This window comes from Rhodococcus artemisiae, from assembly GCF_036327795.1.
Classification (GTDB): domain Bacteria; phylum Actinomycetota; class Actinomycetes; order Mycobacteriales; family Mycobacteriaceae; genus Rhodococcus; species Rhodococcus artemisiae.
The window spans coordinates 19,831-37,649 of the sequence record NZ_JAUTXY010000001.1 but is presented as its reverse complement, the minus strand read 5'-3'; the positions used below and the strand labels follow the sequence as shown (position 1 = coordinate 37,649).

20 protein-coding genes and 1 pseudogene are annotated in these 17,819 nt (G+C 67.2%); 9 read left to right on the top strand and 12 right to left on the bottom strand.

Annotated elements, in window-relative coordinates; all coding sequences use genetic code 11:
- The 5 genes from Q7514_RS00195 to Q7514_RS00175 are packed head-to-tail and all read right to left on the bottom strand — an operon-like array spanning position 1 to position 5,186.
- Entirely contained in the window at positions 1–942 is a 942-nt protein-coding gene (locus Q7514_RS00195) for an STM4011 family radical SAM protein (RefSeq protein ID WP_330131271.1), read from the bottom strand.
- Positions 888–2,243, bottom strand: a complete 1,356-nt coding sequence (locus Q7514_RS00190) for an STM4012 family radical SAM protein (RefSeq protein WP_330131270.1) — start codon at positions 2,241–2,243, stop codon at positions 888–890. Before Q7514_RS00190 ends, Q7514_RS00195 begins: the two co-directional genes overlap by 55 nt.
- On the bottom strand, positions 2,240–3,094 hold the full coding sequence (locus tag Q7514_RS00185; protein ID WP_330131269.1) for an STM4013/SEN3800 family hydrolase: 855 nt from the start codon (positions 3,092–3,094) through the stop codon (positions 2,240–2,242). Before Q7514_RS00185 ends, Q7514_RS00190 begins: the two co-directional genes overlap by 4 nt.
- On the bottom strand, positions 3,091–4,245 hold the full coding sequence (locus Q7514_RS00180) for an STM4014 family protein (RefSeq protein ID WP_330131268.1): 1,155 nt from the start codon (positions 4,243–4,245) through the stop codon (positions 3,091–3,093). The genes Q7514_RS00185 and Q7514_RS00180 overlap by 4 nt, the downstream gene beginning before the upstream one ends.
- On the bottom strand, positions 4,242–5,186 hold the full coding sequence (locus tag Q7514_RS00175; RefSeq protein ID WP_330131267.1) for a leucine-rich repeat domain-containing protein: 945 nt from the start codon (positions 5,184–5,186) through the stop codon (positions 4,242–4,244). Before Q7514_RS00175 ends, Q7514_RS00180 begins: the two co-directional genes overlap by 4 nt.
- 107 nt (positions 5,187–5,293) lie before the next feature.
- Between Q7514_RS00175 and Q7514_RS00170 the strand changes: the two genes are divergently transcribed.
- The 4 genes from Q7514_RS00170 (at position 5,294) to Q7514_RS00155 (ending at position 7,900) form a co-directional block, all read left to right on the top strand.
- Positions 5,294–6,061 carry an SDR family NAD(P)-dependent oxidoreductase gene (locus tag Q7514_RS00170; RefSeq protein WP_330131266.1) on the top strand — a complete coding sequence of 256 codons (768 nt, stop codon included), beginning with the start codon at positions 5,294–5,296 and terminating at the stop codon, positions 6,059–6,061.
- 127 nt (positions 6,062–6,188) lie between these two features.
- A complete protein-coding gene (locus tag Q7514_RS00165; protein ID WP_330131265.1) occupies positions 6,189–6,488 on the top strand; it encodes a hypothetical protein in 300 nt (99 codons plus the stop codon).
- A gap of 276 nt (positions 6,489–6,764) precedes the next feature.
- Complete coding sequence (locus Q7514_RS00160) at positions 6,765–7,157, top strand: hypothetical protein (protein WP_330131264.1); 393 nt, start codon at positions 6,765–6,767, stop codon at positions 7,155–7,157.
- A gap of 170 nt (positions 7,158–7,327) precedes the next feature.
- Positions 7,328–7,900, top strand: coding sequence for a hypothetical protein (locus tag Q7514_RS00155; RefSeq protein WP_330131263.1), 573 nt, complete (start codon positions 7,328–7,330; stop codon positions 7,898–7,900).
- Positions 7,901–8,260: 360 nt separating this feature from the next.
- Here Q7514_RS00155 and Q7514_RS00150 read toward each other — a convergent pair whose 3' ends face one another.
- Positions 8,261–8,476, bottom strand: a complete 216-nt coding sequence (locus Q7514_RS00150) for a three-helix bundle dimerization domain-containing protein (RefSeq protein ID WP_330131262.1) — start codon at positions 8,474–8,476, stop codon at positions 8,261–8,263.
- Between the two features lie 301 nt (positions 8,477–8,777).
- On the opposite strand from Q7514_RS00150, the gene Q7514_RS00145 reads away from it, so the two are divergent.
- Both Q7514_RS00145 and Q7514_RS00140 read left to right on the top strand, forming a co-directional pair.
- Positions 8,778–9,119, top strand: a complete 342-nt coding sequence (locus tag Q7514_RS00145) for an inorganic pyrophosphatase (RefSeq protein WP_330131261.1) — start codon at positions 8,778–8,780, stop codon at positions 9,117–9,119.
- A 43-nt stretch (positions 9,120–9,162) separates the two neighbouring features.
- Positions 9,163–9,813: an AMIN-like domain-containing (lipo)protein gene (locus Q7514_RS00140; protein WP_330131260.1), complete on the top strand. Its 651-nt coding sequence runs from the start codon at positions 9,163–9,165 to the stop codon at positions 9,811–9,813.
- A 3-nt stretch (positions 9,814–9,816) separates the two neighbouring features.
- Here the strand turns inward: Q7514_RS00140 and Q7514_RS00135 are convergent, their stop codons facing one another.
- Positions 9,817–10,425, bottom strand: a complete 609-nt coding sequence (locus tag Q7514_RS00135; RefSeq protein ID WP_330131259.1) for a M15 family metallopeptidase — start codon at positions 10,423–10,425, stop codon at positions 9,817–9,819.
- Positions 10,426–10,563: 138 nt separating this feature from the next.
- On the opposite strand from Q7514_RS00135, the gene Q7514_RS00130 reads away from it, so the two are divergent.
- A complete protein-coding gene (locus tag Q7514_RS00130) occupies positions 10,564–11,259 on the top strand; it encodes a response regulator transcription factor (RefSeq protein ID WP_330131258.1) in 696 nt (231 codons plus the stop codon).
- On the top strand, positions 11,252–12,355 hold the full coding sequence (locus Q7514_RS00125) for a sensor histidine kinase (RefSeq protein ID WP_330131257.1): 1,104 nt from the start codon (positions 11,252–11,254) through the stop codon (positions 12,353–12,355). The genes Q7514_RS00130 and Q7514_RS00125 overlap by 8 nt, the downstream gene beginning before the upstream one ends.
- Before the next feature lie 39 nt (positions 12,356–12,394).
- Here Q7514_RS00125 and soxR read toward each other — a convergent pair whose 3' ends face one another.
- Positions 12,395–12,844 (bottom strand): redox-sensitive transcriptional activator SoxR, encoded by a 450-nt coding sequence (gene soxR, locus Q7514_RS00120; protein WP_169690209.1) that lies wholly within the window; start codon positions 12,842–12,844, stop codon positions 12,395–12,397.
- 403 nt (positions 12,845–13,247) lie between these two features.
- Positions 13,248–13,493 carry a transposase gene (locus Q7514_RS00115; RefSeq protein WP_330131962.1) on the bottom strand — a complete coding sequence of 82 codons (246 nt, stop codon included), beginning with the start codon at positions 13,491–13,493 and terminating at the stop codon, positions 13,248–13,250.
- 10 nt (positions 13,494–13,503) lie between these two features.
- On the opposite strand from Q7514_RS00115, the gene Q7514_RS00110 reads away from it, so the two are divergent.
- Positions 13,504–13,788, top strand: coding sequence for a hypothetical protein (locus tag Q7514_RS00110; protein WP_330131256.1), 285 nt, complete (start codon positions 13,504–13,506; stop codon positions 13,786–13,788).
- A 109-nt stretch (positions 13,789–13,897) separates the two neighbouring features.
- Here Q7514_RS00110 and Q7514_RS00105 read toward each other — a convergent pair whose 3' ends face one another.
- From Q7514_RS00105 to Q7514_RS00095, 3 genes and pseudogenes are all read right to left on the bottom strand, one after another.
- The gene (locus tag Q7514_RS00105; RefSeq protein WP_330131255.1) at positions 13,898–15,598 is read right to left on the bottom strand and encodes a cation:proton antiporter; all 1,701 of its coding nucleotides are present in this window, start codon (positions 15,596–15,598) and stop codon (positions 13,898–13,900) included.
- Between the two features lie 1,042 nt (positions 15,599–16,640).
- Positions 16,641–17,291 (bottom strand): class I SAM-dependent methyltransferase, encoded by a 651-nt coding sequence (locus Q7514_RS00100; protein ID WP_330131254.1) that lies wholly within the window; start codon positions 17,289–17,291, stop codon positions 16,641–16,643.
- A 175-nt stretch (positions 17,292–17,466) separates the two neighbouring features.
- Positions 17,467–17,628 (bottom strand): annotated as a pseudogene (locus Q7514_RS00095) (SAM-dependent methyltransferase); the annotation flags it as partial.
- Between the last annotated feature and the right edge of the window lie 191 nt (positions 17,629–17,819).

Below are 17,819 nucleotides of genomic sequence, written 5' to 3'. Positions count from 1 at the left end.
TCAGCACACGAACGCGGAACCCCGACGGTCGGCGGGGATGCGTTCGACGATACCGCCGGCGAACACCTCGTAGAGCGGCAGCGTCTCGAGATGTACATATCCGATGTGGCAGTCACACACCGCATTCGGACACGGACGCGGCCGTAGTGCGCGCAGGTAGGTGCCGTCGTAGAGGTTACCGAGCGGCGCCGCGGCGAAATGACAGCGCCGCACCAGCCCGTCACCGTCGACACTGATCACGCTCTCCCCTGTGCGACACGGCAGACCCGCCGCCGGGTGCGGGTGCGCCGAATACCCGAACAGCGGATCGAGCACGGTCCACACCGCCTCCTCGGCCGGGTCGTAACTGCGGCCTTCTTCGGCGTTGACCCACAGATAGGTGTGCTGGGGCAACGCCGCGCGCAGCGCGCGTGCGGCGTCGAGGTTGTCGGCGAGCCCGACGATCCCCACCGAATGCCGGATCCCGATCGCGTCGAGTTCGGCGGTACGCGCCACGAATTTCTCGAGGGTGGTTTCACCGGGATGGTAGGTGCACCACAGGGCGAGCCGGGTGGGGTCGGCGGCGGCGAGCCAGCCGGTGCGGCACGACAGGTTGGTCTGCACCGCGACGGTCCCGACGTGCGGGAGGTGCGACAGTGTCACCAGTGCGTCGCGGTACCACGAGCGGGTCAGCGCTTCGCCCCACGGGGTGAACAGGATCGAGAGCTGCCGATGCCCGTGCGCGTTGCGGGTGACCCAGTCGACGAACCGGGCGAGTGCGGCCCGGTCGGCGCGCAACGTGGCGGGACTGTCGCGGCGTTTCGCGAACGGGCAGTACGGGCAGTCGTAGTTGCAACTCGCCAACGGACCACGATAGAGAATCGTCAGCTCGGGTGCGTGCGGGCCGGTCATCGGGTTACGGCCGCGGCCATCGCTGCGCGGATCGAGGTCGACACCAGCCACGGCCCGATGACGTCGGAGTGGGCGAGCCCGTCGTCGGTCAACCGGATCCAGGTGCCACCGGCGGGATCGGGTCGGTGAGTGGCCCAGCCGCGGGCGGACAGCTCGCCGAGTTCGGGGATGTCGACGGTCGGGTCGGTGCCGAAGCGGGTGGTGTAGTCGGCGGTGCGCATCCCGTCGGTGCGCAGCAGGGTTTTGATCAGCCAGCGGCGGCGCTGTTCCTGCTCGTCGAGGTGCACGCCGACGGTGGCGCCGGTGAAATCGGTGGTGGCGCTGTACTCGTCCAGAATGGTGCGGACGGCGGGGATCCCGACGGCATAGTCGAAGGAATAGTGCAGGGTCTCGGTGTAGGAGCGGGCACCGCAGCCGAGCCCGATCATGCCGTCGTCCTGGCAGCAATAGTCGGTGTCGTCGCCGGGCACATCGACGCGACGGAACTGCCGCATCGACTGCTGTCGATATCCGGCGGCGGTGAGCGCCTCGACGCCCTGCCGATACAGGTCGAGGCGGTGAATGTCCCACTGTGGATCGCGCCGGTGCTCGTCGCCGGCGCGACGACCCAGCCCGGTCATCGGCCGCACATACAGCGGATACAGGTAGATCTCCTCGGGGCGCCGCGCGAGGGCGGTGTCGAGGGAGTACTGCCAGGTGTCGGGGGTCTGCCCGTCGATTCCGTAGATCAGGTCGAGGTTGACGACGGGGAACCGGCCATCCTGCAACCGGTCGAGGGCGGCGTCGACGTCGGCGCGGTGTTGGGGGCGGCCCGCCGCGTGCGCTTCGCGGTCGAGGAAGCTCTGGACGCCCATGCTGACGCGATGCACCCCGCGGTCGGCGAGCACCGTGAGCCGGTCCGCGGTGGCGGTGGCCGGGGAGGTCTCCACCCCGATCGGCAGGTGCGGCAGTTCGGGGGCGAATCCGGTGAGGATGTCCAAGAGGTCGTCGAGCTCGGCCGGTTCGAGATAAGTGGGGGTGCCACCGCCGATCGCGGCGGTGGCGAAGTGGGCGTCGCGGCCGGTCGCGTCGAGTTCGGCGCGGACCTGCTGAGCCTGACGACGCAGCGCCTGCAGGTAGTCGGCGACCCGGTCTGCGGGTGGGCGGGCGGTGGTGAACAGATTGCAGAAGCCGCAGCGCATCTCGCAGAACGGGACGTGCGCGTAGAGGAACAGGGACGACTGGTCCTGCTCGGCCCACACATCCCGCAGCCGCGGCGGCGGGTCGAGGGGCCGGTAGGCGCTCTTGTGCGGATACGCGTACAGATACCCCTGATACGGGGACGCGCCCAGATCGATGCCGATCTCGCTCATGCCGGTACCTCCGTCGTGGTCGGCAGGACGGTGTGCGCATACGGCACGGTCCACACGCAGTCGTGCGCGAGCCGATGCCCATGCCGGTCGTCGTCGCCGTAGGCGGTTCCGTGATCGGAGCACATGATCAGGAACACCGGCCGGGGCCCGGCGGTGAGCAGCGTGGTCAGCTTCGGGATCCGCGAATCGACGTATCGCAGGGCCGCGGCGTGGCTGGCCACGGTGTCGGGGCGACGGGTATCGGGGGTGCTGGCGAGGCCGTCGAGATAGAAGTGGTTGGGCTGATGCAACGCTGCGACGTTGAGGAACACGAACCTGGGCCGCGGATCGTCCACGGCGAGGCGTGAGCCGAGCACCTCGAGTTGGTGATCGAAGCCGGCGGGGTCGGTCACGCCGGTGGCCTCGCTCCAGTGGCTTTCCTCGAACAGGTCGGGCAGCACCGACCCGAGCGCGGTCTGCCGGTTGAAGAATCCGACGCCGCCGATGCACACGGTGCGGTATCCGGCGGCGGTGAGCGCACCGACGACGGTGGCCTCGTCGAACAGCCAGGTGCCGGACCCGAGGAGAGCTTCGGTATGACCGGGGAACTGTGCAGCGAACAACCGGTCGTGGTCGCTGCCGTCGGCCGGGGTGGGCAGGAAACCGGCGAAGAACGCCTGATGGGCGGGGAAGGTGAAGGTCGCGGGGGTGTGGCGGCGTTCCCACCGTCCACCGGGGAGCAGCGTGGCGAGGTTCGGGGTGCGGCCGGCGGCCAGTTCGGTGTCGGCGACATCGAAGCGCAAGGTGTCGAGGGTGACGAACACGATGTCGTGGGTGCCGACGACGTCGCGGAACGCGGGGATCTGGGTCATGCGGTGAAAGCTCCGGTCAGGCTGTGGATCTGGGCGTCGTACGTGTCGTGCTCGCGGTGGTGCAGGCCGGGCAGGTTCGGCAGCAGATCACCGAATGCGTTGACCTCGGCGACCGCCACCGGGATGGGCTGCGGCCCGCACGATGCGGCGCCCGCCCCGACGAGTACGTCGACCCCGACGGTGTTCATGCCGGGGAAGCATCGAGCGGCGGCTTCCGCGACGTCGAGCACCCGCCGCCACCCCACGTCGCCGAGCGCCGCGCGCAGTGTCGCGAGGTCGCCGCGGGTGTTGCCGAGGTGCAGGTTCGTCACCGGCCCGTGGGAGGTGCGCACCACCGCGTGGGTGGTGGTGCCGGCGACGACGAGGACCCGCACATCCACGGCCTTGCGGTGCAGGACGAGTTTCGGAAACCACTGTTCGATGTGCAGTCGCTGCGGGGCGAGCGCATCGATGAGGGTGCCGACGTCTGTTTCGCCGCGGAACGTGCCGGGCCGGAGGCTGTTGACCGGTCGTCCGTCGTGCCACCGCACCGGCCCGCGGGCGAGCACGTCCGCTCCGACGTCGCGTCCCCGCAGCTGCAGCGCAAGCACTCCGGACGCGGACGAACCATGGGCGGGTTTGACGAACACCCTGGTCCAGCCGCGGGCGCGCACTCTGCCACGCAGATCGGCCCAGCCGCGGACCGCGCTGGTACCGGGGGCATCGAGCGCGGCCGGTACCGGAACACCGGCGCCGTCCAGACGTGCATGGCAGGCGGCCTTGTCGAAGAGCACCCCGAGGTCGTCGGGATCGGCGGTCAGGTGTGCACCGGCCGCGGTGGCCGCTGCACCGAGCGCCGCAGTGGCGGTGGTGAACCCCCGATACCAGGCCGGGCCGGCGGTGATCGCGCCGCGCGGCGCGCAGTCAGGGGCGCCGCGCAGCAACCGGTCGACGACCGGGTCGTCGCCGGGGGAGTCGATCCGCACCAGCGTCGGCGCGGCCAGCGCCTCGGTGAGAACCGCACCCGCGCAAGCAGGTCCGTCGGCGAGGACGGCCTGCCAGCTCAACACCTGCGGCGCCGGGCGGCCCGCCCGGCGTAGCGCCGCGGTGAGCAAGGTGGTGCGGCGACTGCCCGGGTTTCCGACGACCAGCAGTTCGGCAGTGGGTGTCATTCGGAGACGGCCGTGTACAGGTAGACCTCGTCGTTGTATGTTTCGGGTTCCTGCCGGTCGGCGGCGGAGATCTCGATCTGCGGGTGCGCCGCGCGCAGTCGCGTCAACGCTTCGTCGGACACGAAATGATGGTCGAGGATCAGGGTGCGCACCGCTGCGAGATCAGCGACGGCGAGCGCATCGGCTCCGGTGTCGGTCAGCGTGCCGTTCGACAGGTCGAGCACGGTGATGCGCTGCAGGACAGGTGCCTGTGCCAGGGCCGCGGCGACGCGATCGGCCAGCTCGCTGTTGCGCAACCCCAGCCTGGTCATCGCAGGGAACAGGGTTCCGGCGAGCAGATCGGTGAGCGGCTCGAGGTCGGTGATGGCACCGTAATTGTCGACGCCGAGCCAGATCTCGAGGTCGGTGAGTGCGGGGGCGTCGATGGCGAGCAGCGGCTCGAGGTAGGTCTGTTGCAGACCACCGGATTCGACGGTCAGCGACCGCAAGCGGGGTAGGGCCGGTGTGGTGAAGGGGACCGGCTCGTTGATGGTCGTGGAGCTGCCTCCGCGGAGGTGGAGGGTGTGGAGGTGGGGGAACGCAGCAAGGACTGCGCCGAGGTCGCCCCAGTCGATCCAGGAGATTTCGGATTCCTCGAAGGTCATATCGCCGAGGAACAGGTGCCGCACCGCAGGGAACGCCGCGAGCAGCGGCACCGCCTTGTCGGCGGGCAGCGGATCGCTGGCTTCCGACCACTGGCCGAACACCAGCGCGGTGATCTGCCCGGCCCAGGACTGACCGGCGAGGGAGAGCAGGTCGTCGACGAATCCGTCGTCGCCGCGGTCCCAGTCGGTGGCGATCTTCCACGCGACCGCGGTCGGATCGGCGGGGGTGGTGGTGCCGGCGCTGTACTGCTGGACGGGGAGTCCAGCGAAGGTGCTGGTGGGGGTGTCGATCGTCACCGGTGATGCTCCGTTTCCGAGGGAGTGGGTCGGTCGAACTGTGCCGTCGGCACTTTATGTCAGGGTCCCGACGAGTTCTCGATGGAGCGGCCCGGCACACTGACGTCATGAGCAACACCACATCGGATTCGAGTTCGACCGCAGGCATCGTCGTCGTGTTCGGGGGGCGCAGCGAGATCGGTGTCGAGATCGCCGCGCGGTTGGCGCCGGGGCGCACAGTTGTGCTGGCCGCGCGCCGCGCCGATCACCTCGACGAACCGGTCGCGCAGGTGCGGGCCGCGGGTGCGACGGCGGTGCACACCGTCGAGTTCGACGCCGACGCCCTCGACACCCATGCGGCGGTGCTCGACTCGATCACTGCCGTGCACGGCACGATCGATGTTGCGGTGCTGGCGTTCGGGATTCTCGGGGACCAGGCTCGCGCCGAAACCGATCCCGCGCACGCGGTTGCGGTCGTGCACACCGACTTTGTCGCCCAGGTCGGGTTGCTCACGGTGCTGGCACAGCGCCTGCGCGCGCAAGGTAGGGGCCGCATTGTGGTGTTCTCCTCGGTCGCCGGCTGGCGCGTACGCCGCGCGAACTACGTGTACGGGTCGGCGAAGGCCGGTCTGGACGGGTTCGCGTCCGGTCTGGCCGACGCCCTGCACGGCAGCGGCGTGTCGCTGCTGTTGGTGCGGCCCGGGTTCGTAATAGGCCGGATGACCGAGGGGATGAGCCCGGCACCGTTGTCGAGTACCCCACCTCAGGTGGCGGACGCGACGGTGCGGGCGTTGCAGCGTGGTCGCGGTGAGGTGTGGGTGCCGGCGGTGCTGCGGCCGGTGTTCTTCGGGATGCGGTTGCTGCCGCGGGCGGTGTGGCGGCGGTTGCCACGGTAGGGCCGGGTTGAGGGCACGATCCGCGATCGCCGCGCGCAGTTCGACATTCGTCGCCACGCACTATGTTCGGTCCTGCGGCCACCCGCGGTTCGGCGAGAGCAGCGTGCGGAACCTGTTGTCTGCCGCGGTGACCGAATCGACGATCAGGGCACGGGCAGTCGGGCCGCCCAGATCTCCGGTTGCCGGTCCTTTCGATCCCGATACCGGCGAACGAGTCGTGGTGCGGTGGGCCGAGGTAGCCGACCACACCGGCGGGGTGATCCACCAGACCGTCGAGTGGGGCTCGCTGCTGCAGGCAGGCATCCACCACGGTGTCGGGGACGGCCTCGGCTTCGTCCGGAACCAAGAACCCGACGAAGGCGATATGCCGGAAGCGCAGTTCGCGGCCCTGGCCGAGGTCCTGGTGCAGCACACCAGCACTCCGTAAGGTCACCTGGGACAGCGGCGAGATCAACCCGCTACCGGCGCGCCCCTACGGACAGTGACCCCGAAGGTAGTCTCCGCTCCTGCGCACTCAGCTCCACATGCGTGGCGACGATCGTCACTCGGCGTCGATGGGTTGCACTCGAACAGCCACGAATGCGAAGCCCTCCAGCGGACGCTCGTCTTCTGCCACCATCGAGGATGTGCGGGTTTGTCGGTAGGTTGGGACATGGACGGTTTCAGGTATGTGATTTACCCTGTGATCAGGAGGTGCATTGATGTGACGACCGCCCATCCACGACCCGACCTCGCCGCCTATAACGAGTCCGCCCGAATGACCCAATCGGAGCTGGTCACAGCGCTGCGTGAGCTGCTCGGCGCCAAGCTCGTCGCGTATCTCGGGAAGGTGAAGGAAACCCGGGCTGTCCGCCAGTGGGCAGAGGGAACCCGCACCATCAACAACGAGACCGACGTCGAACGCCTCCGCATCGCCTACCGCGCCGCCCGCCTGATCGCAGAACGCGACACCCCGGCCGTGGCGCAGACCTGGTTCCAGGGCCTGAACCCGATCCTCGACGACCGGCCGCCGGCGCTCCTGCTCCGTGAGGGCGATCTCCCCGACGTCGGCCCGAAAGTGCTCGCAGCGGCGCGTCAGTTCGCGGCGGTCGGATGAACGCAGCCGACCGCACGCTGGTCCCCACCTCGCGCGGCGATGTCTGCTGCGCTCAGGTCCGGGGAGCTGCCGCGTACCGCGTCGGCTAGCCGCCGACCTCGTGGGAGTGGACGCCGTGGGAGTTCGCCACCGACGGCCGCTTCACCGGCCGTTGGGATGATCCGGCGGGGGTGTGGCGGACCTTGTACGTCGGCGCGACCCGACTGTCCTGCTACCTCGAGGTCCTCGCCTATGCCCGCAAGAGCGAGGAGTTGAGCGCTGCGCTCGACGACATCGTCGACGACGACGAGGACGAGTTCCCGACCATCGCGCCGGGCCGTGTCCCACAGTCGTGGATGTCGACCCGGGTTACCGGCCGCGGTGCGATCAGCGGATGGTTCGTCGTGCCCGGCGACGCCGAGTCGGTGGCGACACTACGGACCGCCTTCCGTGCCCAGGCGATCCGGCACGGTCTCCTCGACCTCGACACCGCGGCGATCCGCGACGGCCGGCCGCGCGCCCTCACTCAGGCGATCTCCCAGTGGGTCAACACTCTCACTGATCCGGACGGTGAGCCGGTGGCTGGGATCCAGTTCGAGTCACGGCACGGTGACGGCCTGGTGCTCTGGGCGCTGTACGAGCGTCCCGGGGACGGGACGGTCAGCAAGAATGTCACGGTGCAGGACTACGGCCTCATCGAGGAGCACGACCCCGACCTGATCGAAGCGATGCGACTGCACAACCTGGCCTGGGAGGGCGACTGAATCGTCCAGCAGGGCAGCTGCTGTCGGCCACAATTCGTGTCACCTGCGGGGATGGGTTTCCTGACCGATATCAGAACGAGAGCGACAGAACCATGGCGTTTCGGCACCGGGCGAACCGTCGTACCGAGCCGGTGCCCGCCCACCGCTTCAGTGCCTCCGTCCCCACAAGCACTTCCGGATCGTCGGTGACCTTCACGACGGCGGGTTGCCCGTCGTGAGTGGCGGGGCAGAGCAACGATGTGCTGCAGGTGCGGGTGGGACGGAAAACGGCTGTGGCACGAACCGATCCTCGCAGACCCGCGGGGTGTCGACTCGTTCGACGTATGTTCTGCGTCCGCCTGCCGCGCCCGATTCGTGCGACTACTGGTCCTCTGCCAGCTGGGCTCGGATCCGGCGTTCGATGAACAGTGGGATGAACTCGCGGATGGGGCGGTTGTAGAAGTCTTCGTGTGCGCGTTTCATCATCGCCTTGACCTCGTCGTCGGTCAGGTGCGGATAGTCCCTCTTGATGGCCGACGCGACCTCCTTCAACGCTGCGGCCTCTTTCGCTGCTGCGTTGGCCTTTTTTGAACCCATGCTGGAAAGTCGACCATCGATCGATGAACGACAGGTTGCCATTTCCTGGCACTCCACGGAAACTTCGGGGCGATCCGGCGGCATTTCGAACCTGCCGTGGGCGACCCAGGCCCGACTGTTGTACGCGGCGCGTCCGCTGGCCCGGTATCCGAACGTCGCCGAGCACATCTACCGCACCGGGTGCGCATGAACTCGTCGAGGCGCTGGAAACCCACTGGACGTAAACCTGCTGCGCAGTACGAGCAGCAGGAATCGGGTTGTCATCTGCGATGCGTGCCGGAGTCAAGCGCATACTGGGCCGATGCAGTCGTCGTTCTTCGATGCCCTCGATGCGCTTGCCCGCTCGGCTCAGATCCGAATCGACCGGCGCGAAGGCTCTGCGCATCCACGATTTCCGAACGTGATCTATCCGCTGGACTACGGTTTCCTCGACGGCACCACCGCTGCCGATGGTGGCGGCGTGGACGTATTCGTCGGTAACTGTGCGGGTGCCGGTGTCACCGCGGTCGCGCTCACAGTGGACGCCGGCAAACGTGATGTGGAGGTCAAGGTTCTGCTGGACTGCACTCCCGGAGAGATCGATGGGGTTTCCGCGTTCCTGTCCGGGACGCTCCGCCTCGGGAGGACGATCGTTCACCGCTGAGGATTCACCGCCGGCACCGACCGTATCCGGGGGAGGGGACACCATGACCTGGTCGAGGCGCCACGTCGTATCCGCGGTGTCGGTGCTGTCGGTGCTGTCGGTCCCGGCCGTGACGTCGGCGTGCGTCACGGCCGATGTCACCGGATCCCATGTCGCCGATTCCGAGCGAACGGCGCGGGGAACTTGTGTTCGTGTCGATTCGTTCTCCGGGCAACTGCGGGTGGGGGATCCGGCGTCGGCGCGACCCACCGTCGTGCCGGGTGACCGGCCACTCGAACTCGGCGAGAGCGTCCCTCCGGTGATCCACCCGCTGCTGGAGTCGATCGAATTCGGCGAGGACGACACCGTTGTCTTCACACTCAGCGGCGATGGAGCGGTCGGCTGGTCGGCCCGGTTCGTGCAGGAGCCCCGACTGCGGGCCACCGATGCCGCCGTCCCGATCACAGGCTCGTGCATTCTGCAGATCGACCTGAGTGGAGTGGACACCGACGTTTCCTGGCACGACGCCGCGCTGCCCGTACGGCTGTCACCCGAGGGCAACGCCTCCGCCGTGGTCGAGGTCCTGAGCTATCCCAGCAGCGCCACCATCGCCCAGTCCTACCTCGGCACCCGCACCGGTGCGCCGACCGTGACAGTCGACTCTTCCTCCGAGACAGGAACACTCACCATCATTGTCGCAGCGGAGGACGGATGAGGCTCACTCATGCAACCGCGGATCACGCGACGCGTCGACATACACGGCCGGGCAGCCGTCGACTCGCGCACCCGGGCGCAGTTCGTAATGCCACGGCTCGTTCGCGTAGATCTGGCACAACCCGTACTCGGCGCCCCGCTCGGACAACCACATCGTGACATCCGAATGCCCGACATCGATCGCGTCCCCGCGCACATGGGAGGAGGTCTCCGCGGTGGCGACCCACCGCGAGGCTTCCTCCACCGAGCCGTACTCGGCCACCGCCTCACGAAGCAGTTGCTCCTGATAGGCGGGGGAACGCCAGCCACTGTTGACATAGAACACGATCCCGTCGGCTGCCGCATCCGTCGCGGCACTGCGCAGCGCCTCGAGCAGATCGGGATCGAGGCCGGCGACCGCAGGGACGTCGTCGTCGAACACCGTGACGTCGCCGCGCACATCGCCATCGCCGCGCGCCGCGTCGCCTGATCGAGCTCCACCTCCACGCTGGTCGAGCATCGCGGCAGGGGTCTTCGTGTCATCGTCGACGGTTCCTGGTCTCGTGTCATCGTCGACGGTTCCTGGTCTTGTGGCAACGAGCAGGGCCCCGGCGACCGCCAGTGCGACGAACACTGCCGATCGGCGACCGCGCGGTCCCGTTCGTGTCGAGTGGCTGGAATACATGGCCCCAACCAACGCCACCTCGTGTTGTCGGCCCGTACGCAGATTTCGATACATCCACGATATGAGTCGGCTCGTAGCATCGAAGGCGTGCGCGTGTTGATCGTCGAGGACGAGCCCTACATGGCCGATGCCATCCGCGACGGCCTGCGCCTCGAGGCCATCGCTGCCGATGTCGCCGGGGACGGTGCCACCGCACTCGAACTGCTGAGCATCAACGCCTACGACATCGCCGTCCTCGACCGCGACATCCCCGGACCGTCCGGTGACGTCGTCGCCGAGCGCATCGTCGCCTCGGGAAGCGGCATACCGATCCTCATGCTCACCGCCGCCGACCGGCTCGACGACAAGGCCTCCGGATTCGAGCTCGGCGCCGACGACTATCTCACCAAACCGTTCGCGCTCCGCGAGCTCGTGCTCCGGCTTCGCGCCCTCGACCGGCGGCGTGCTCATCACCGGCCGCCCGTGCGCGAGATCGCGGGTCTGCGGCTGGACCCGTTCCGCCGCGAGGTCTACCGCGACGGCCGCTACGTCGCCCTCACCCGCAAGCAGTTCGCCGTGCTCGAGGTCCTCATGGGCGCCGACGGTGGCGTCGTCAGCGCCGAAGAGTTGCTGGAGCGAGCGTGGGATGAGAACGCAGACCCGTTCACCAACGCTGTGCGCATCACCGTCTCGGCGCTCCGCAAACGCCTCGGCGAACCCTGGTTGATCGCCACCGTGCCCGGCGTCGGTTACCGCATCGACACAGGACAGTACGCCGACGACGGGGGAGCGGAGCGTGGATAGGGGCCCAGGGTTGAGCGTCCGCCTCAAACTCACGCTCAGCTACGCCGGATTCCTGGTGGTCGCGGGTGCCTTGCTGCTCGCTGCCGTCTGGGTGTTCCTCCTGCGAGGGTCGAACAGTCTGTACGTCCCCGACCTGTCCGACTTCCTACGCGTCTTCGACCCAAGAAGTTTCGGCCCGGCCGTCTTCGTCCCGGCAGCAATACTGGTGCTGGCGTTCTTGCTGGTGTTCGGTCTCGTGGGCGGGTGGATTCTGGCCGGTCGGATGCTCGCCCCGCTCACTCGCATTGCCGACGCCACCCGCATGGCCGCAGACGGGACGCTCTCCCACCGGATCCGGCTACCCGGCCGCCGAGATGAATTCCGCGAACTCGCCGACTCCTTCGACACCATGCTCGCGCAGCTCGAAGCCCACGTCGCCGAACAGCAGCGATTCGCGGCCAACGCCTCCCACGAATTGCGCACCCCGCTGGCGATCACCCGGACCCTTCTCGACGTCGCGAACGACGACCCGAACCGCGACACCGGCGAACTCCTCGACCGGCTGCGCGTGGTCAACGGCCGAGCGATCGAGCTCACCGAAGCGTTGCTTCTGCTCAGCCGCGCCGACCAGCGGTCCTTCACCCGCGAACACGTCGATCTGTCCCTGCTTGCAGAGGAGGCTGCCGAGACGCTCCTTCCCCTCGCCGAGAAGCGCGGCATCACCCTCGACGTCTCAGGAAGCATCACCCCGCTCGTCGGATCACAAGCGCTGCTGCTGCAGATGACCACGAACCTCGTGCACAACGCGATCGTCCACAATCTCCCCGACGGCGGCGCCGTGTCGGTGGCGACCACGTCGTCGCGCGGGTCGGTGGTGCTCGCCGTCGCGAACACCGGCGACCGACTTGCGCCGGAGCTGGTCTCGACACTGACCGAGCCGTTCCAACGTGGCAGCGAACGCATCCACAGCGACCAGGCCGGTGTCGGACTCGGGCTGGCAATCGTCAAGAGCATCGTACGAGCCCACGACGGGCACCTCACCCTCACGTCACGGCCCACCGGGGGCCTCACCGTCGCGGTGCATCTGCCAGGCCCCGTGCCACATGGTGCCGTGTGACGATGCCTTCCGTGGCGATCAGCAGGGCCGACCCGCCGCTCAGTCCCCCCGCACCGGAAGCCGACGAGGGCCCGGCCCCTCCTTCGCGAGCACGTCGCCGGGATTCGCCAACGGACAACTCTTCAGACTCAGACATCCACACCCGATGCACCCCGAGAAATCGTCACGCAGCTCGGTCAACGCCTCGATACGGCGGGTCAACTCGTCGTGCCACATCAGCGACAGACGCGCCCAATCCTCCGCAGTCGGGACCCGACTGTCAGGAAGCGAATCGAGGGCCTTCTTGATGTCCTCCAAGGACACACCGACCCCCTGCGCGATCCGGATGAACGCCACCCGACGCAACGTGTCGCGCCGATAGCGGCGCTGATTGCCGGAAGTGCGACGACTGTCGATCAGCCCTCGGGACTCGTAATAATGCAGTGTCGACACCGCGACACCGGAACGCTCCGACAGCTGCCCGGGTGTCAGCCACACTCCAGCAGTCATCAGAGCCTTCCTGCCTAGGACAACGCACGTGCCGATCCGGTGTGCTGCACAGTACCGAAACCTCGCGCGCGCAGCACGGAACGGGTGGCACCCCGACGCCACCCGCCCGCCCGATCGTTCAGCGACGGCCGCGATAGAACCCCCGAATGTCCTCGGCGAGCAGCCCCGTCTCCAGATGTGCCGCGTAATGACCACCCGGCGCGTCGTACAGATTCCACGACACGATGTTCCGGTGATCACACTCGGCGAACTTGCGCACCCCCGTGAAACCGAGCCCGCCGTATTCGTCGACCAGTAGAGCGCCACATTGTTGACGTCCTCCCGGCCGTGAACGACCGGGATCCCTACCGCGACACGCCATACCGCTTCGGTGGGTTCCTGTTTCACCGGGACTCGCCTTCTGCTAGACGGCAGGACTTACGGTCCCTCCGCAGGCGTTTCGCCTCTCCGCACGCCCTGCGGCGAGAATGTTGAATGCAGCATTGAGATCACGATCGTGGACCACACCACACAGGCACGTCCACTCCCGGATCGACAACGGCTTCGGCCCGTCGATCCGACCACACGCCGAGCAGAGCCGACTCGACGGGAACCAGCGATCCACCCTCACAAAGGCCCGTCCGTACCGACGCGCCTTCTCCTCGAGCATGGTGGTGAACATGCCCCTTCTCCTTGCCGGACAGGGTCCGCTGAGCCTTACCGAGCGTGCGTTCCGCACGCCGCAGAAACTTCTGCGACGCAATAATCTTGCCGTCCTACATGACCGCAAACGTTGCCAGACCCAGGTCGATTCCGACCTCGGCGTCGACTTCGGGCAGCGGTTGCTGGTCGACCTCAACGACCGTGTCGCCGCGGCCCACGGCCGCGACGACATCGATGTCGGTTTCGAGGCTCAACAGTTCCGTGAGTGCCTCCCTCAGGACTCGAACATCCTCGGCGAGTAGCACCCGAATCATGGAGGCCTCTTCCTCTCGGCTGCGCGTGGTGGCGATATGACTATCCCATCACCCACCACCGGATGGGCCCGCGCTCACGGGCGGGTCTCCGGGTCGCTCACAGATGTTCACCGAGTGCCTGTAGTCGAGTCTCTTCGATATCGAGGCGGTGCTGTGCTGCGTTGAGTGTCTTGGAACTGTAGGTTCCTCGACTACGGGCGTCGAGGAGAGCAGCCCGCTCGGCCGCGATCGTGAGCAGCCTCAGCCGGACGTACTCTTCACGCCGAGTGTCGTGTTCCGGGTCGGGGGTGGTGCCGCGGGCCTCACGCTTGCCGATCAAGCTGTCGCTCCGGACCTGTTCGACCACATCCGGTTCGGCTCCGTCGGCGCCGGCCACGAGTGCCTCCTCGCCCGCATCTGCCAGCTCGGACAGCAGGTCACCGTACTCGGTGCGGAGCCGCTCCGAGTCATCACCGGGGATCTTCACCCATCGGATCACCATCGGCAGTGTCAACCCTTGGAGCAGCAACGTGGTCACGGCAACGACGAAGGCGATCAGAATCAGCTCGGCGCGATACGGGGTGTCGCTGGGGAGCGACTGAGCAGCTGCGAGAGTGATGGCGCCGCGCATGCCCGACCATGCGAGCACCACACCGCTGCGCCAGCCGAGAGTTTCGGTGACCAGGAAATCCATATCGGCGCTGGCACGGTCGAAGCGTCGCTTGACCATTGCCCGGCGGCGCGGGTGCAGGCCGGAATCCTCGTGGTGCTGCGCTAGCCGTTCCCTCCGGCGTTCGAGGATGGGGCGGGTTTCGGCGGCCTTCCGCTCGTCTCGTTTGAGGAGGGCGACGAGCGGGACCACGAACAGCATTCGGACCGCGATGACGAACACGGTCGCGATGAGACCGATCAGCAGACCCTGACCGGTGGGGAGTCCGGCGTGTTGAACCTCGTCGAGCAGGTGCTTGAGACTCAATCCCGTGATGAGGAAGATCGCGGACTCGAGGAGGAAGGCGACGGTGTGCCAGTTCGTTTCCTCGGTGATGCGATCCTCGGCACCGAGGTATCTGGGGCCGAGGTGGCCGGTGACCACACCTGCGACGACCACCGCGAGCACCCCGGACGCGTCGAAGTGCTCGGTCGGAACGAACGCGACGAACGGGATCACGAACGAGACCGCGGTGTTGAGCACGGAGTCCTTGAACCAGGCGCGCACACGGACGTTGACGATACCGACGACAATGCCGATGACGGTGGCGACCACCACTGAGGAGAGGAAGTCGCCGGCGACGTGCCACAGCGACACAGCACCGGCCATCGCGGCGATCGCCGATCGCAGCAGGACCAGTGCGGAGGCGTCGTTGACGAGTCCTTCGCCTTCGAGCACGGTCAGCAGGCGTGACGGCAGACCGAGTCTGCGTCCCACCGCGGTGGCGGCGACCGCGTCGGGTGGGCTGACGATGGCTCCGAGGGCGAAGCATGCGGCCCACCCGAGGTCGGGAATCAGAAGGTGGAACAGCACGCCCGCGCCTGCGGTCGTGACGATCACCAGCAGGACGGCGAGTCCGCTGATGGCCTTGAAGTTTCGGCGGAAGTCCTGCGCGGGCATGGTAACGGCCGCCGAGTACAGCAGTGGAGGCAGGATCCCGGCCAGGATCAGTTCGGGTTCGATGTCGACGTCGGGTACACCCGGCACGAAGCTCAATATCGTTCCGAAGACCACCAGCATCAGGGGAGCGGCCAGCCCGAGTCGCTTCGAGAAGGCCGCGACCGAGACGATGCTGGCGACACCCATGATCGCGATCAAGGTCAAGTCCATCCGACTATTTTCCTACGACCACGCTGGAGTCTCGTCACGGCCCTGTGCCAGCAGGGCCCGTAGGGGAGTAGCGGTACGAATTCGGACGGCACGCAAAGGTGGAGGAGGGGCGTTGTTCCCACACGCCGGGCCGTGGGAACAACGGCCGAGGCAGGGCACGGAAATACGAGGGCCGACCGCGGTGAGGCGGACGGTGCGCACCATCGCCGCCGCCGTCGTGCGCGAACCCGTGTACCGCTCGGCGACTTATTTCCAAATCCTGTGCTGCACAGCCTATTTCATGGATAATGGTGATTATCCATCAAGATCGACTCGAGCGGGGTGACGGCGCAGTGGGGGCGGGCCTACCGACTCTGCGCACCGACACTCGGCGACGCGGGCAATCGGCACATCTGCCCGCACAGTCACCGAGATGTCGACGCGCGACGTCATGCGCCCGGCGCACACGCAGGCGAGCCACGCGCGGGAGATGAACCGGGCGACGCCGGGTCGACATGGAGCGCGAGGCCACATCGACGCTCATGGAAAGCCCGCGATGGAAGGATTCGTCGGCCGATCCTTACCGAAAGGAAAGCAGTCGGGATGTCACTGGGCGACGCATCATTCGCGGCCCGAACCCACCCCGGGTAGCGATCGGGCAGCCCCAGATCTCGACGACTTGACATAATGTACATTATCGGCAAAAGTGCGACCTGCGGTTTTGCCGCATTATCGCCGCCTTCGGCGTTTCCTGGCGCCCTCGGTGCACACCCGCACTACGCGTTCGTCGGTGCACACTGTGTCGCCGCGTTCGTCGTCTACACCCGTTGCCGGCATCGGTGCGGAGTTGGCGCGCCGACCCGACGCTCGGCGCGGTTGCGGATCACGCCCGGAAGTCCGGGATGTGCCACGCCCGGGCTCGAGCCCCGATGCACCTTGTCCTCATCTGGCGCGAATTGCCGCTTCGGCGCACCCTAGCCCGAATCTTCTGACCTACTCCCCGATGTCCGCCAACCCATCGTTAGAAATGTCACGTGACGTTTCTAACGATGGGTTTCCCGATTCAGTGGGACGCCTCCAACACCAGGTTGAACGGCGTTTCGGTGGCCCGCCGGAAACTGCCGAATCCCGCCTCGGCCGCAACCTCGGCGAGGCGCTGCTCGCCAGCCTGTGCGCCGAGACCGAGCGACACCGGCTGAGCGAGCGACGACGGCGTGCACAGTACCGTCGATGCCGCGTAGTACATGCGCCCGACCGGATTGAGATTCTCGGCGAGACTGTCGTGCGCAAACGGTTCGACGAGCATCACAGTGCCATCGTCGGCCAGTGTCTCGTGCGCATGTCGCAGTGCACCGACCGGATCGCCCATGTCGTGCAAGGAGTCGAAATAGCAGACCAGATCGTAGCCGTCACCCGGGTAGTCGGCCGCCGACGCGACAGCGAAATCCACATTACCGAGTGCCTGTTCGGTTGCCAGTTCTCGTGCGCGCACGATGGATCCCTCGTGGTAGTCGAAGCCGTGCACGGTCGAATTCGGGAAGGAGTGCGCGATGAGCGTCGTGGACACGCCGTGACCACATCCGATGTCGGCCACCTCGGCACCAGCTATGAGTTTGTCGACAACGCCGTCGAGCGCCGGCAGCCAGGAATCGACGAGATTGGCGCGGTATCCCGGCCGGAAGAACTGTTCGGTGCCGGTGAACAGCCGTGTCATGCTCGTGCCAGCCGAATCCCTCTCCCCTACGGATTCGTTCGGTGATCTTCTCCCGGTCCTTGAACACCGCGCTGATCAGGTGGTAGCCGCCGGCGAGGTAGACCGGGCTGTCCGCGCGGGCGAGCGCCATCGCCTGCTCCGGTGACAGTGTGAATGTTCCAGTGCTCGCGTCGTGCATGAGATATCCGCTCGCGGCCTGCGCCGACAGCCATTCCCGCACATAGCGTTCGCGCACGCCGGTGCGTTCGGCCAGTGCATCGGCGGTCAGTGGTCCGTTGCCGTCGAGTGCTTCCCAAAGCCCCAGGTCGACCCCGATCAGGACCAGTGCGCCGTTCATCGCGGCACCCATGTCGGTGACCAGTTGCCCGAGTGTCTGCTCCAGCTTGCTTTGGTCGATTTCTTCCATGTCAGGTGTGGTCATCACACACCCCCTTTGGATAGTGATGTGCATCATATTCTAGGCGTTCGGAGGCTCGACTCCTCCGCTGCACTCGAGCATCGTCGCCGCAGCCCCGACGATCGCGAACT